General features: G+C 44.4%; 9 protein-coding genes, 1 tRNA gene and 1 pseudogene. 5 read left to right on the forward strand and 6 right to left on the reverse strand.

Annotation, left to right across the window (positions count from 1 at the left end):
* The 3 genes from ilvB to H5300_RS00660 all read left to right on the forward strand — a co-directional run.
* The coding region (gene ilvB / locus H5300_RS00650) for a biosynthetic-type acetolactate synthase large subunit (protein ID WP_182795249.1) at positions 1-1511 on the forward strand (1511 nt) is incomplete at its 5' end.
* Position 1512: 1 nt separating this feature from the next.
* On the forward strand, positions 1513-2007 hold the full coding sequence (gene ilvN, locus H5300_RS00655; protein WP_004735875.1) for an acetolactate synthase small subunit: 495 nt from the start codon (positions 1513-1515) through the stop codon (positions 2005-2007).
* Between the two features lie 111 nt (positions 2008-2118).
* A complete protein-coding gene (locus tag H5300_RS00660; RefSeq protein WP_182795250.1) occupies positions 2119-4002 on the forward strand; it encodes a diguanylate cyclase in 1884 nt (627 codons plus the stop codon).
* Between the two features lie 687 nt (positions 4003-4689).
* Here H5300_RS00660 and H5300_RS00665 read toward each other — a convergent pair.
* Together H5300_RS00665 and pykF are read right to left on the reverse strand one after the other, a co-directional pair.
* Positions 4690-5361: a GntR family transcriptional regulator gene (locus H5300_RS00665; protein ID WP_102566735.1), complete on the reverse strand. Its 672-nt coding sequence runs from the start codon at positions 5359-5361 to the stop codon at positions 4690-4692.
* Between the two features lie 173 nt (positions 5362-5534).
* Complete coding sequence (gene pykF / locus H5300_RS00670) at positions 5535-6947, reverse strand: pyruvate kinase PykF (protein ID WP_017077653.1); 1413 nt, start codon at positions 6945-6947, stop codon at positions 5535-5537.
* A gap of 429 nt (positions 6948-7376) precedes the next feature.
* Here pykF and H5300_RS00675 point away from each other — a divergent pair, with 429 nt between their 5' ends.
* Positions 7377-8147 (forward strand): DeoR/GlpR family DNA-binding transcription regulator, encoded by a 771-nt coding sequence (locus tag H5300_RS00675; protein WP_004736011.1) that lies wholly within the window; start codon positions 7377-7379, stop codon positions 8145-8147.
* Positions 8148-8254: 107 nt separating this feature from the next.
* Positions 8255-10087: a glutamine--fructose-6-phosphate transaminase (isomerizing) gene (gene glmS / locus H5300_RS00680; protein WP_004736010.1), complete on the forward strand. Its 1833-nt coding sequence runs from the start codon at positions 8255-8257 to the stop codon at positions 10085-10087.
* A 111-nt stretch (positions 10088-10198) separates the two neighbouring features.
* Here the strand turns inward: glmS and H5300_RS00685 are convergent.
* The 4 genes and pseudogenes from H5300_RS00685 to dnaG form a co-directional block, all read right to left on the reverse strand.
* A pseudogene (locus H5300_RS00685) lies at positions 10199-11467 on the reverse strand (O-acetylhomoserine aminocarboxypropyltransferase/cysteine synthase family protein).
* Positions 11468-11649: 182 nt separating this feature from the next.
* Positions 11650-11725, reverse strand: a tRNA-Ile gene (locus H5300_RS00690).
* 163 nt (positions 11726-11888) lie between these two features.
* Positions 11889-13733 (reverse strand): RNA polymerase sigma factor RpoD, encoded by a 1845-nt coding sequence (gene rpoD, locus H5300_RS00695; protein ID WP_009847799.1) that lies wholly within the window; start codon positions 13731-13733, stop codon positions 11889-11891.
* 99 nt (positions 13734-13832) lie between these two features.
* Positions 13833-15584, reverse strand: a complete 1752-nt coding sequence (gene dnaG, locus H5300_RS00700; RefSeq protein WP_017080230.1) for a DNA primase — start codon at positions 15582-15584, stop codon at positions 13833-13835.
* Positions 15585-15703: the final 119 nt, after the last annotated feature.

Genomic DNA, 15703 nt, shown 5'->3' on the forward strand with positions numbered 1-15703 from the left:
TAGTACTAGTGTGTTCTGGTCCGGGTGCGACCAATACCGTTACTGGTATTGCCACAGCCTACATGGACTCAATCCCAATGATAGTTATTTCTGGTAACGTACCAAATAGCTTAATTGGTAATGACGCCTTCCAAGAGTGTGACATCGTGGGTGTATCCCGTCCGATCGTTAAACACAGCTTCCTCGTTAAGAAAGCGGAAGATATCCCTGAAGTCGTTAAAAAAGCATTCTATATTTCAACGACAGGACGTCCTGGTCCTGTGGTTATTGATCTGCCAAAAGACATCTTAAACCCACAAATCAAGCTTCCTTATGAATACCCAGAAACGATCAAAATGCGTTCGTATAACCCAACGGTTACGGGTCATAAAGGTCAGATCAAAAAGGCGCTAAAAGCCCTTCTTGAAGCGAAGAAGCCGGTACTTTATGTCGGTGGTGGTGCGGTTATTTCTGAGGCAGATAAGCCGCTGTTAAAATTAGCAGAGGCACTGAATTTACCCGTGGTAAGCACCCTAATGGGGCTTGGCGCTTTCCCTGGTACCCATAAGAACTCTTTGGGTATGTTGGGCATGCATGGTTTGTATGAAGCCAATATGGCGATGCACAATGCGGACTTGATCTTTGGTATTGGCGTACGTTTCGATGATCGAACCACCAATAACCTAGATAAGTACTGCCCTGATGCGAAGATCATGCACATTGATATCGATCCATCTTCTATCTCTAAGAACGTTAAAGTGGATCTACCGATTGTAGGTTCAGCGGAAAAAGTACTAGAGAGCATGGTTAACCTGCTTATTGAGCAAGGTGGAACTAACGATGCAGAAGCGATGGAAAGCTGGTGGAGTGAAATTAAACAGTGGCAAGAGCGTGACTGCTTGGCATATGACAAAACGTCTGGTCGTATTAAGCCACAACAAGTTATTGAAACACTTCATAAAGTAACCAATGGCGATGCCTATGTTGCTTCTGATGTAGGTCAACACCAAATGTTTGCTGCTTTGTACTACCCGTTTGACAAGCCACGCCGTTGGATTAACTCTGGTGGTCTAGGCACGATGGGCTTTGGCCTACCTGCTGGTATGGGCGTTAAGTTTGCGAAACCTGATGAAGAAGTTGTGATTGTTACTGGTGACGGCAGTATTCAAATGAATATCCAAGAGCTGTCGACTGCGCTGCAATACAATATTCCCGTTAAGATTATTAACCTTAACAACCGTTTCTTAGGCATGGTAAAACAGTGGCAAGACATTGTTTATCAAGGTCGTTACTCTAATTCATATATGGACTCTGTTCCTGATTTTGCTGCGATTGCTGAGGCTTATGGCCACGTTGGCATGCGTATTTCATCTCCGGATGAACTGGAATCAGGTTTGGAAAAAGCACTGGCGATGAAAGACCGTTTGGTATTTGTCGATATCAGTGTGGATGACACCGAGCACGTATACCCAATGCAGATCAAAGGCGAGGGTATGGATAACATGTGGCTAAGCAAAACGGAGAGAACATAATATGAGACACATCCTTTCACTATTAATGGAAAACCAACCAGGTGCACTTTCGCGAGTGGTTGGCTTGTTTTCTCAGCGTGGCTACAACATTGAGTCTTTGAATGTATCTCCTACGGATGATCCAACGCTTTCTCGTCTGAATGTCACCACTAACTCGAGCGAAATGCAGCTTGAGCAGATCCAAAAACAGTTACACAAGTTAATCGACGTACTTAAGGTACAAGAAGTGTCTGAGCTTGAGCATATCGAGCGTGAACTTTTGATGGTAAAAGTACGCGCTAGCGGCTTTGCTCGCGCCGAAGTGAAGCGCACCGCGGATATCTTCCGTGGCCAAATCGTTGATGTAACGGCTTCACAATATACGGTTCAAATGGCCGGCACTAGCGAGAAGCTGGATGCTTTCATTCAGGCATTGTCTGAAGTAACGGAAGTACTTGAAGTGGCTCGAAGTGGGGTTGTTGGCATCGCACGTGGTGAACGAGCGTTGAAAGCCTAAACAAGAAGTATTTAAAAAATAGTTTTAAAGCCGCTTTTTTAAGCGGCTTTTATTTTGTTAATTTCCTAGAGTGCTATAATCTTGCGCTCTCTTTTTCTTCCTGAGCTAGTAATGCGAAATAAAAAATCAATAATTACATTACTAATCATCTCAATCACACTCTGTTCAGCAGTTGCTCTATATTACTTGCAGCGATATCAAGAAGTGAAGCAGCAGAGTTTTGACTACTCGGCCAAGCAAGCCGTCCATCAATTGGTGTACGCGAAGCGAGACTACGATCTTCTTAAGACTCAATTAGTTTCCGTAATGGGCCTCTTAAGCCACAGCCAAAGCTTGGTTAACTTTGCCTCTTCTCCCTCTGACCAAACCAAAGATCTACTTGAAGAGGTTTGGCAGTCTGTCCTCGTGAACCAAAAATGGTATACACAGATCCACCTGCTAGATATCTCGGGTAAAGAGCTGGTTCGTGTCAACTACTCCGCTGATTCAGGCCACATAACGGTACCGCAACAACTTCAAGATAAATCTGACTCGAGCTACTTTCAATACGCTCAAAAACTAGAAGCTGAACAAATTGGCGGTTGGGGCATTGAGCTTGAAATGGAACATGGTGAGATCACCTTCCCTTATATGCCGGTTATTCGTGTCTTTACCCCCGTAGAAACACCTGAGAAAAGAGTGGGCTACCTTGTTATTAATCTCGACGTATGGGGTTTATCGTCGCGTCTTAGTTTTTCACCTGATAATGATCTTAGAGCAGAAGTTCTTAATGAAGCGGGTTATTACATAGCGAGTAACCATAGCGGTAAGCTGTTTGGCGATTCTATTCCAGAAAGAAAAGGCTACAACCTGAAAAACATCGCACCAAAGGCATGGGAAGCGATCTCTAATGATCAGGTGGGGCACGTTTTTGAAGATGGCAATTTGTTTGCGTTTAACACGGTGATGCTCGCGAATAATCAAAAGGTCCATTTACTGATTCAACTTAATCAGAAACAACTGATGGATCGAGCTGAACCGAGCTTAAGTGACCTCTCTCAAGAAGAAGTGTTTGTGTTGCTAACGGTACTGGTTTTTGCGTTTCCGTTTGCTTATTTAGTGACTCATTACCGACGTCGAAGTCTAGAAAGTAAGTTGGCACGCGCCGCATTGAGCGGCATGTCGGCCGTCATGATCTCTGATAAGCAGCATCGTACTATGATGATCAACAACGAGTTTGAGAACATGACGGGGTACTGCAAAACTCAAGTTATCGGTCAAAATGCATTACAGCTGTTGCTTGAAAATACCGAGCAGGCACTCTCGAGTGATTCAATCTGGCAACACTTAGAGCAAGAAGAAGTATGGGAGGGGGAAGTTCTGTGTAAGAACAAGTTACGTATCCCTTTCACCGTCATCATGCGAGTACAAGCTGTTAAGAATCGCTCTGGAAAGATCAGTTACTATATTACGTCTTTGGTTGATATTTCTGTAAGGAAGGAGCTTGAGGTGCGTTTGAGGATCTTAAGTGAACGAGATTCTTTGAGTAACCTTTGGAACCGCCGAAAGTTCGAAGAGCAGCTCGCGTATTATTCTCGCTTGGTTGAGCGTTACCCTAATGAAGCGACCACTTGCTTAGCTTTAGTCGATATTGATAACTTCAAACGAATCAATGACGAACTTGGCCACGATGAAGGCGACCGAGTGATTGCAAGTGTTGCAAGGCTTCTACAAGACAGCCTACGCAATACTGATTTTGTTGCTCGCGTTGGGGGGGAGGAGTTTGCATTACTGATGCCACACACCTCACTGCCGGAAGCGAAACGTGTGTTGGATCGATTACGAATAGAAATAGAGCTATCCTCAGGGACTAAAGTGACGGTGAGTGTCGGTTTCACTGATTTGACAAGCAACAGCACTCGCTCATACAAATGTGCCGATGTTGGGCTTTACGAATCTAAATCGTCTGGGCGCAATACCGTCTCTATGTGCTCTAGTCATGCTGATGTCGCTTAATCTTTCATTACTCGATTAGTCTTTAATATTTCACTTGGCTTTCACTGTTTCACTTAGCTTTCAACAGACTAAGCCCTTAAAATATTTACGTTTTAAGTGACTAGCCACTTTCCTATCAAGCCATCTTCCTCGCTTCGTATCTTTTAAAGCTAGCCTTCAGCAGTGCCTTTCAACATCTATACTAGGAATCTCACTTTTGAGGCGATCTATGTCACAAGTCTTATGTAGTTAGACTAAAGTCTAATGCTGATGAAAATTTGAGCTAAAATAAACAATAAGTAAACTATCTTGCTTCAGGTTGCGTCGTGTTAAGCGAACCAATAAACAGAGTGTTTACCCGATATAAAAGGGATGACACCGTTAACTTAATTCAGCTGGTTAGCTCGCCATTATTAATGGCTTGATGAGAGATAACAGTAGAATTAGGTTAGCTGTAGCAAGAGTTTGGGGATCATACTGTCTGGTTAAAAGAGGCCTGGTATGTTTGTCGATTTTTTAGTGAGGTTAACCATAGGAACATTAGTCATTCTTGGCTTTCAACTGAGTGCACTGTATTTTTTACCTATGGTTGTACTGCTCAATACTCATCACAAAGAGTTTTTTGGGTGGTAGTTCAGTCGTGATACTGGAAACAAAAAAACGGAGCCGTTGGGCTCCGTTTTTATTTGGTTAGAATCTATCTTGGCGTTATGCCGCTTCGATAACTTCTTCAATTCGTTTCATTGAACCTAGTAAATGTTGATCAAGTAACTCTGTTGCTTGTTCTGCATTCTTAGAGAGTACTAGCTTCATGATCATTTCGTGCTCATCAATATTGAACAGATCATCAGATGCTGTTTCAGCTGACATTGCTAAGAAGCGGTAACGTTTAACTTGGTTAATAAGTTCATCAAAGAACTTAAACATGTTCTCTGAATCAGCACCTTCAAGCAACGCGACATGGAACTGTTGGTGGCGTTCTTCCCATTCAACATAATCAAATTCTTCTTCTACGTTCTGAAGGCGTGATAGCTTGTGGTAAGAGGTCAACACTTCTAATTCCCAGCTTTCATCGCCAGCTGAGATCGCTTTTTTAAGCAGAACGGAAGAGACCAGTCGAAGGCTTTCGTATAGGTCATTGAGTTCTTTCTTTGAGACCGGAGATACCCAGCAGCCTTTTTGTGGCTCTAGCTTTACGTATTTACTCCAAGATAACTGCACTAAGGCTTCACGAATTGGAGATGCGCCTACGTTGTATCGTGCTTTTAGATCAGCAACAACGAGTTTTTGGCCAGGGGTTAACTCACCATTAAGAATATCTTGGCGAATCATCTTTGATACTTTGTCTGTGAGCGTAGGACTAGACATTACAAACCTCATGCATATTTGATTCTAGTCTGCTAATCCGTCTCTTCGAAAGAGCCCATGGAAGTTAACAGTACGTAATTCTACTGTGATTGATAATACAGCGTACTGAAAAGTTAGGCAAGATTTGTTTCATAAAAAAAGAGGGCCGAAGCCCTCTTTTATATTTTATGCGTATCGGTTCATTCTTATAGAACGTGAACAGATGCCGTGTTTGTAGTACCAGAAGCGACTAGAGCACCAGAAACCATAACTACGATGTCGCCTTTGTTACCTAGGCCAGATTGTAGAGCGATTTCTTTACCGTTGATGTAAAACGCGTCTGTGTTCTCGATAGAGTCAACAAGAACTGGCTTAACACCTTTAGTTAGAACTAGCTGTGCAGCTGTCTTTTCGTTAGTTGTTAGAGCAAGGATGTTTGCAGTTGGGAAGTACTTACGTACTGAACGTGCAGACTTACCGCCTTCAGTTGCAACAACGATTAGAGGAGCAGCTAGCTTCTCTGCTGTGTCTACAGCGCCTTTACATACTGCTTCAGTGATGCGTAGACGTGGGCTGTCTAGACGAGAACCTAGCTCAGCTTTAAGAGCTGAATCAGTACGGTTCGCGATTTGAGCCATGATAGTTACAGCTTCAACTGGGTACTTACCTTTAGCAGTTTCACCAGAAAGCATTACTGCATCAGTACCATCCATGATTGCGTTCGCAACGTCACCCGCTTCAGCACGAGTTGGACGTGGGTTGCTGATCATAGAGTCAAGCATTTGAGTTGCAGTGATAACCATCTTACGTGCGCGGTTACACTTCTCGATCATCATCTTCTGAGCGAAGATTACTTCTTCAGCTGGGATTTCAACACCTAGGTCACCACGAGCAACCATGATGCCGTCAGAAGCTTCAAGGATTGAATCGAAGTTATCTACACCTTCTTGGTTTTCAATCTTAGAAATGATGTGGATGTTCTCGCCGCCGTTAGCGTTTAGAAGCTCACGGATTTCTTTAACGTCGTCTTCTTTACGGATGAAAGAAGCAGCTACGAAATCAACGCCTTGCTCACAACCAAACTTAAGGTCAGCTTTGTCTTTCTCAGAAAGAGCTGGAAGTTGAACAGAAACGCCAGGAAGGTTAACACCTTTGTTTTCGCCTAGAGCACCGTTGTTAAGAACTTTACACTTAACTTCAGTTTCTGTTGTTGCGATAACTTCCATTTCGATTAGGCCGTCATCAACAAGGATAGTGTTACCAGCAGTTAGGTCTTTAGCGAAACCTAGGTAAGTTACTGCTACTACGTCTTTGTTACCAACAACTGTTGCGTCAGTTGTGAAAGTGAACTCTTGACCAGCTACTAGATCTACGTCGTTACCATCTTCAAGTTTGATAGTACGGATTTCTGGACCTTTAGTATCTAGAAGGATAGCAAGTTGCTCACCTTTGTTTTCCATTACTGTACGGAAGTTCGCGATACGAGTGCCGTGTTCTGCGAAGTCACCGTGAGAGAAGTTAAGACGCATAACGTTCATGCCAGCATCTACTAGTTCAGTTAGCTTCTCTACAGATTCAGTTTTAGGGCCAATCGTACATACGATTTTGGTCTTTTTCATGGAAGGTACTCTCCGGTAAGTATTGTTACAATTTGAAATTTATTTAAGGTCTGAAGATTGGTCCGCTACATCAACATTTTGTGCCTGTTGTGTAAAAGCGCGGGACTTCCAATATGTCCTTCAGAGTTGTAAGTCTTTCATCAATTTTAGTCATTTTATGACCAAAAGATTTTGATTCAATATCGGTTTTATGTGACTTACCCCACTATATAAGAGGTAAGTTGCAAAAAAATAACAGTCAGTTTTGTAATTTTTTTTCTTTTCGGGTGCGGATTCTACCACCTAATCAGTTCAATATCACTGCTTAACAATTGTCTTAGGACAAGGTTTTATCGCTATTTATTAATTTTTTGGATCAAAATAAATGGACTAAATAGTTTCGTTGTAACTATAATATGTTTCAAACCGAAACTTACTGGCCTTTTTTAAATGTCGAAACGAAACACCCAGCTCAGAAGACATGCTATTTCTAACCTCGTTAATGAAAAGGGGGAGGTTAGTGTTGATGAACTATCCGCTAAATTCGAAACCTCAGAGGTCACGATTAGAAAGGACTTAGCGTCTTTAGAGAAAAACGGTCAGCTTTTGCGCCGTTATGGTGGTGCGATTTCATTACCGAAAGAGGTTGTGAACGAAGAACTGGGTCCACAAGTTTCGACTCGAAAGATTTCATTAGCGAAAGCCGCTGCAGATTTAATTCGCGACCATAATCGCATTGTGATCGATAGCGGTAGCACGACAGGGGCGCTAATTCAGCAGCTCAATAGCAAGCGTGGTTTGGTTGTGATGACCAACTCGTTGCACGTTGCTAATGCACTTAATGAGTTGGAAAGCGAACCAACACTGCTAATGACCGGCGGCACTTGGGATACCCATTCGGATTCTTTTCAAGGCAAAGTCGCAGAATCAGTACTTCGAGCTTACGATTTTGATCAACTATTTATCGGGGCTGATGGTATCGACCTTGATAGAGGCACAACCACGTTCAATGAATTGGTTGGCCTAAGTAAAGTAATGGCTGAAGTGTCACGAGAAGTGATCGTGATGGTTGAGTCGGAAAAGGTGGGACGAAAGATCCCGAACTTAGAGCTGGCATGGGAACATATTGACATCTTAATTACCGATACAGACTTAGGCGAAGAATCCAAAGCAAGTATCGAATCACATGATGTTCGAGTGATCCTGACCGATCCAGCGTAAAAACAAATTTAAGTATTATGCATTTACCTTCCTATAATTGATCTTAATAAAGATCTGGCCTTTGCTTGCTGCCAATAGGAATAAAACGAAATTGATGGAGTGAAACTATGTGTGGAATTGTTGGTGCAGTAGCACAGCGTGATGTAGCTGAAATTTTAGTAGAAGGCCTTCGCCGCCTAGAATACCGAGGCTACGATTCAGCGGGTGTCGCTGTAGTTGATAGCGAATCTAACCTAACTCGTGTACGCCGCCTTGGTAAAGTACAAGAGCTAGCAGACGCAGTCGATCAACAACATGTCATTGGCGGTACTGGTATTGCTCATACACGTTGGGCGACACACGGTGAGCCTTCAGAAGCAAACGCACATCCACACATGTCTGGCGATATTGCTGTTGTACACAATGGCATTATCGAAAACCACGAAACACTGCGCGCTCTGCTGCAAGAGCGTGGCTACGTGTTTACTTCACAAACAGATACAGAAGTTATCGCTCATCTTGTTGAGTGGGAACTTCGCACGTCAGCTTCTTTGGTTGAAGCTCTGCAAAAAACAGCAAAACAATTAGACGGTGCATACGGCACAGTAGCGGTTGATCGTAAAGATCCTAGCCGTATCGTTGTTGCTCGCTCTGGTAGCCCAATCGTTATCGGTTTTGGTGTGGGCGAGAATTTCCTAGCCTCTGACCAACTTGCACTGTTAAGCGTAACTCGTCGCTTCATGTACTTAGAAGAAGGTGATGTTGCTGAGGTGACTCGTCGTGATGTAACAGTATTTGATGTGGCGGGCGAGCGTGTTGAGCGTGAAATCGTTGAATCAAACGCAGAACACGACGCTGGTGACAAAGGTCAATACCGTCACTTCATGCAGAAAGAGATCTTTGAGCAGCCAACAGCGCTGATCAACACAATGGAAGGCCGTATCTCTGACACTTCGGTTATCACTAACGCGATTGGTGTTAAAGCGGAAGAGATCCTAAGCAAGGTTGAACACGTGCAGATCATCGCATGTGGTACGTCTTACAACTCAGGCATGGCAGCTCGTTACTGGTTTGAATCTCTAGCAGGCGTAAGCTGTGACGTAGAGATTGCCTCTGAATTCCGTTACCGTGATTTCGTTGTTCGTCCGAATAGCCTATTGGTGACTTTGTCTCAGTCTGGTGAAACGGCGGATACGCTTGCTGCACTTCGTCTTGCAAAAGAAAAAGGTTACATGTCAGCAATGACTATCTGTAACGTTGCAGGTTCTTCGCTGGTTCGTGAATCTGATTTTGCCTTCATGACTCGCGCAGGAACAGAGATCGGTGTTGCTTCAACTAAAGCCTTCACAACACAGCTAGCGGCTATGCTGATGATGGTAACGTCAATTGGTCGTCTACAAGGTCGCATCAATGAAGAGAAAGAAGCTGAGATCGTTCAAGCACTGCATCAACTGCCTGCTGATATTGAAAAAGCATTAGCGTTTGATAAAGAGATCGAAGCGCTAGCACCTGATTTTGCAGATAAGCACCACACACTGTTCTTGGGTCGTGGTGAGTTCTACCCAATCGCGATGGAAGCGTCTCTTAAACTGAAAGAGATCTCTTACATCCACGCAGAAGCATACGCGGCTGGTGAGCTTAAGCACGGTCCTTTGGCTCTTATCGATGCAGATATGCCAGTCGTCGTTATTGCACCAAGCAACGACTTGCTAGAGAAGCTGAAATCAAACGTTGAAGAAGTACGTGCTCGTGGCGGTCTACTTTACGTATTCGCAGATGAAGATGCAGGCTTTGAAAGCGATGAGAACATGAAGATCATCAAGATGCCTCACGTAAGTGAAGTAACAGCACCTATCTACTACACAGTACCGATGCAGCTGTTGTCTTACCACGTAGCGCTAATCAAGGGTACCGATGTTGACCAACCTCGTAACCTTGCGAAAGCGGTAACGGTTGAGTAATCGTTAGCCTATCTAAGAACATTAGATAATAAGAAGCCCATCCTGTGATGGGCTTTTTTGTGTCTGTTAGCTAACGATCAGCGTTAGATCTAGCTTTACCGGCGTTAAGCGTTAAGCATTAAGTGCTTGCTCTAGGTCAGCCAAGATATCGTCAATGTGCTCGATACCTACTGAGAGACGAATCATCTCTGGTGACACACCTGCTTGCTTTTGTTCCGCTTCGCTTAATTGACGGTGTGTTGTAGAAGCAGGGTGACAAGCGAGAGATTTTGCATCACCAATGTTCACCAAGCGCTTGAAGATTTGCAGCGCATCATAGAAACGAACACCGGCTTCATAACCATCTTTCAAGCCAAAAGATAAAATGGCAGACGGCTTACCTTGCATGTATTTCTCAGCCAATGGGTAGAACTCAGAGGTTGGTAACCCCGCGTAGCTCACCCAACTGACTTTCTCATGTTGCTGAAGGTACTCAGCTACTTTTAGTGCGTTCTCTGTGTGTCGCTCCATACGTAGCGACAACGTTTCTAGACCCTGCATCAACATGAAGGCATTCATGGGTGACAGTGCTGCGCCTGTATTACGCAATGGAACGGTTCGAGCGCGGCCAATAAAGGCGGCTTCACCAAAGGCTTCGGTATACACCACACCGTGGTAAGAAGGTTCTGGTTGATTAAAGACTGGGAAGCGATCTTTGTGCTCTGCCCATGGGAATTTGCCTGAATCGACAATAACACCACCCAACGTCGTTCCGTGACCACCAACGTACTTGGTTAGCGAGTGCACCACAATATCGGCACCAAAATCGATAGGTTTACACAACACAGGTGTCGCCACCGTGTTATCGACAATCACAGGTACACCTTGTGCGTGAGCAAGCTCAGCAACACGTTCTAAGTCGATAATATTGCCTGCTGGGTTACCGATACTTTCACAATAAACCGCCTTGGTTTTTTAATCGATCAGTGCCGCTAAGCTTTCTGGTTTATCGTCTTTAGCAAAGCGAACTTCGATCCCTTGGTTTGGTAGCATATGAGCAAATAGGGTGTAAGTATCGCCGTAAAGCTGAGGTGTTGAAACGATGTTGTCACCGATTTGTGCCAACGTTTGAATCGCGTAGTTGATCGCCGCGCTGCCTGCACTCACCACTAAGCCTGCAATACCACCTTCTAAGGCTGCCATGCGCTTTTCCAACACATCATTGGTTGGGTTCATTATACGAGTGTAGATATTGCCTGGCACCGCAAGGTTAAACAGATCGGCGCCGTGTTGTGCATCATCGAATTCGTAAGCAACGGTTTGGTAAATAGGAGTCGCAACCGATTTGGTTGTTGGATCAGTGTCGTAGCCGAAGTGAATCGAGAGCGTTTCGTCTTTCATGAGTCTTCCCTGAACTATTGAATGATTTGTGTACTCTCATATTGCCGATTTTTTTATAAAAGAAAAGTATGTTTAGTCACATAGAAGAAACTGGACGAATGGGGCAGAGCGTTGAGCTAGAAGATAAAGGGCTAGAAAAGCAAAAAGCCAGAGCAGCGTGAACTGTTCTGGCTTTTCTAATTTGGTGGCCCCTCCCAGATTTGAACTGGGGACCGAACGATTATGAGTCGTGCGCTCTAACCACTGAGCTAAGGGGCCGTAGGGCATAGATTATAGGGGAACCAATCAATGGTGTCTAGACACTATGAGGGGCAATTCCGCTTACATCTTAGCCACTTAAATCACGTAGGCACAAAAAAGGTGAGCCAACGCTCACCTTTTTTATTTTATGCTTAAAAGCTAACCACACTAAAGCGTGTAATTACTCGTCTAGGAAGCTACGCAGAGTTTCTGAGCGGCTTGGGTGACGAAGTTTACGCAGTGCTTTTGCTTCGATCTGACGGATACGTTCACGAGTTACGTCGAACTGCTTACCAACCTCTTCAAGAGTGTGGTCAGTGTTCATGTCGATACCGAAACGCATACGCAGTACTTTTGCTTCACGAGGCGTTAGGCCTGCAAGAACGTCTTTAGTTGCGCCGCGTAGGCTTGTTGCCGTTGCAGAGTCTAAAGGCAATTCTAGCGTTGTATCCTCGATGAAATCACCTAGATGCGAATCTTCGTCGTCACCGATTGGTGTCTCCATTGAGATAGGCTCTTTAGCGATTTTCAGTACTTTACGGATCTTGTCTTCAGGCATTTGCATGCGCTCAGCCAACTCTTCCGGAAGCGGTTCACGACCCATCTCTTGTAGCATTTGACGAGAGATACGGTTTAGTTTGTTGATCGTTTCGATCATGTGAACCGGAATACGGATAGTACGAGCTTGGTCGGCAATCGAACGAGTGATTGCTTGACGGATCCACCACGTAGCGTAAGTAGAGAACTTGTAACCACGACGGTATTCAAACTTATCTACCGCTTTCATCAGACCGATGTTACCTTCTTGGATTAGATCCAGGAATTGTAGACCACGGTTCGTGTACTTCTTAGCAATCGAGATTACTAGACGTAAGTTCGCTTCAACCATCTCTTTCTTCGCACGACGAGCTTTCGCTTCACCGATAGACATACGACGGCTGATATCTTTGATGCTTTGAACAGTAAGAGACGTTTCACGTTCGATGATATCCAGCTTTTGGATAGAGCGACGGATGTCGTGTTCGTTACGTTTGATCTTTTCTGCGTATGGCTTGTCTGAAGCAAGAACTTCGTCCAACCATGCTTCGCTAGATTCATTGCCAGTAAATAGAGCAATGAAAGATTTCTTCGGCATTTTGCCGTACTCAACCGTTTGACGCATGATTAGGCGTTCTTGAGTACGTACGCGATCCATTGAAGTGCGAAGTTCGTTTACTAGGTAATCAAACTGTTTTGGCGTCAGACGGAATTCTTTGAATACGTCTTGCATCATTGTTGTTGCAAGCGTTGCTTTCGGGCTTTCGTGGCCGTATTCATTGATTGCTAGTTGACGGTTTTGGTAGCTAGTGCGAAGTGCTGTGAACTTCTCAAGAGCAAGCTCAGGATCAATACCTGTATCTTCCTCTTCTTCTTCCTCGTCGTCTTCTGCTTCTTCTTTGTCTTCGTCTTCTAGATCAGTTTTAGCGAGCTCTGAACCGATGTGAGTCGCCGTTGGCGCAGCTGTGCCATCGTCGTCTGGGTCAACAAAGCCATTAATTAGATCTGTTAAGCGAATCTCTTCAGCGAGTACGCGGTCAAACTGTTCCAAGATGTATGGAATCGTGCCTGGGTACTCAGCAACAGATAATTGAACGGTATTGATACCATCTTCAATACGCTTCGCAATGTCGATTTCGCCTTCACGAGTCAGTAGTTCAACTGTACCCATTTCACGCATGTACATACGAACTGGGTCAGTAGTACGGCCAATCTCGCTTTCTACGCTTGAAAGCGCAGCAGCAGCAGCTTCAGCTGCATCTTCATCTATATTGGCATCGTCATCATTAAGAGCTAGATCATCAGCGTCAGGTGCAGTTTCTACTACCTTGATACCCATGTCATTGATCATTTGAATGATGTCTTCTACCTGTTCAGAATCCACGATTTCTGCAGGTAGGTGGTCGTTTACTTCGGCGTAGGTCAGATAGCCTTGTTCCTTGCCTTTAATAACAAGTAATTTTAGCTGTGACTGCGGATTTTGATCCATAGATGATATCCAACTTCAGGTCTGGTGAAGGACGTTGCATTCTCAAATGCAAACCAATTATGTTAACAAATTTATTAAATGCTGACTAATCAAACAGGGTTACGCTTTTAGATCTAGCATTAAAGCTAGTAGCTCCCTTTTTTCTTCGGCTGATAAACCGACACTTCTTGCTTTGGCCTGCAGGTTTTCAATTTGTTTTTCAACGCACTGGGCAAGGATATTGTCCAATGAGTCTAAAAATATGTCTTCTTGATTGTCTTCGTCGAGGGGGATTTCCCAGCTCGCGAGACGAGACAGAAGTGCCTCATGTTTGTTCTCACGCCAATGTTCTAATAATTGGCCTGTGCTGATATGGGGGTTCACTCGGCAGATATCAAGTACTTCGACGAATAAACTTAGTCCAGGCAGCTGTAAGCCTTTGACACTTGATAAATCCGGTACCATATCAGCATAGCTCGGATTTTGGATAAGCAAAGCGATAACTTCACGCATTGGAGTGCGCTTGAGCTCTTTATGCGGTTGAGGTGTCGGGTTCTTTGTGTGAACGCGAGCACGCCTCAATTGGTTATCAAATCCAGTTCGCTCATCGAGCAATTTTTCGAGCAGTTCTTGGAAGTAACTGTCAGGAATTTTACTAATCAAGGCGCTCGCGTGTGCACGCAGTGCCGATTTTCCTTCTGTTGTTCCTAAATTCAGCTTGTGTATTTCTATCAGGTTATCGAACAAATAGGTCGAAAGCGGCGTCGCATTGTGGACGAGCTGTTCGAAAGCAGCCTGACCGTGTTCTCTAATATAGCTGTCTGGGTCTTCACCGTCTGGCAAGAACAGAAACTTGAGTGTGTTACCTGTTTTCAGGTATTCAAGCGCGTTTTCTAGTGCGCGCCACGCGGCCTCTTTACCTGCTCTATCACCATCGTAACAACAAACCACAGTATTGGTCTGGCGGAACAACATCTGAACGTGATCACCGGTTGTTGAGGTGCCCAGTGATGCCACTGAGTAATCGACGCCGTATTGCGCTAGTGCGACAACATCCATATAACCTTCAACCACAAGTACTTGAGGCGGTTCACGGTATGCTTGTAACACTTCATAAAGGCCGTAAAGCTCTTTACCTTTATGGAAGATCGGCGTTTCTGGCGAGTTTAGATACTTTGGTGTGCCGTCTTCTAAGACACGGCCACCAAACCCGATCACTCGGCCTCGACGGTCACGAATCGGGAACATCACGCGTCCACGGAATCGATCGTATCGGTTGCCTTTATCGTTTTCTATCAACATGCCGCCAGTAACGAGCATGTCTTGGGCTTCTTTTTGTTGGCCAAAGTTCTTACGAACCAAGTCCCATTCATCAGCGACGTAGCCAATGCCAAACTTCTGTACGATTTCACCAGAAAGACCGCGATTTTTTAGGTAATCAATCGCAGGTTTGTTCGCTGAGATTTTCAGCTGAGAGCGGTAAAAATTACTGATGCCGCCCATCAAATCGTAGAGGTTACGTTTTTGTTCGCTGTTGGCTCTTGGCGCCGTGGATATTTCACCGCTGCGCTGTTCTCTAGGAACATCAAGTCCTAAAAATGAGGCCAGCTCTTCAATCGCTTCAACAAAATCGAGACGTTCGAACTCCATAATGAAGTCGATAGCATTGCCGTGTACGCCACAACCAAAGCAGTGATAAAACTGTTTTTCTTGGCTTACGCTGAAAGAAGGGGTCTTTTCGTTGTGAAATGGGCAACAAGCACCATAGTTTTTGCCTTTTTTCTTAAGTTTCACGCGTGCGTCCACAATATCGACAATGTCGAGACGCGCTAGGAGATCATCGATGAAACTACGCGGGATGTGTCCTGCCATAAAACCTTAGAAAAATGCACTAACTGAGAGTGTGGATAATAATAGTTTGAATAGGTTACAGATACAAACAAGCCGTGCGTTCCGAAGGATTGCACGGCTTGTTGCAATTTGATTTGGGA

The sequence above is a fragment of the Vibrio sp. SG41-7 genome, from assembly GCF_014164465.1.
Taxonomy (GTDB): domain Bacteria; phylum Pseudomonadota; class Gammaproteobacteria; order Enterobacterales; family Vibrionaceae; genus Vibrio; species Vibrio splendidus.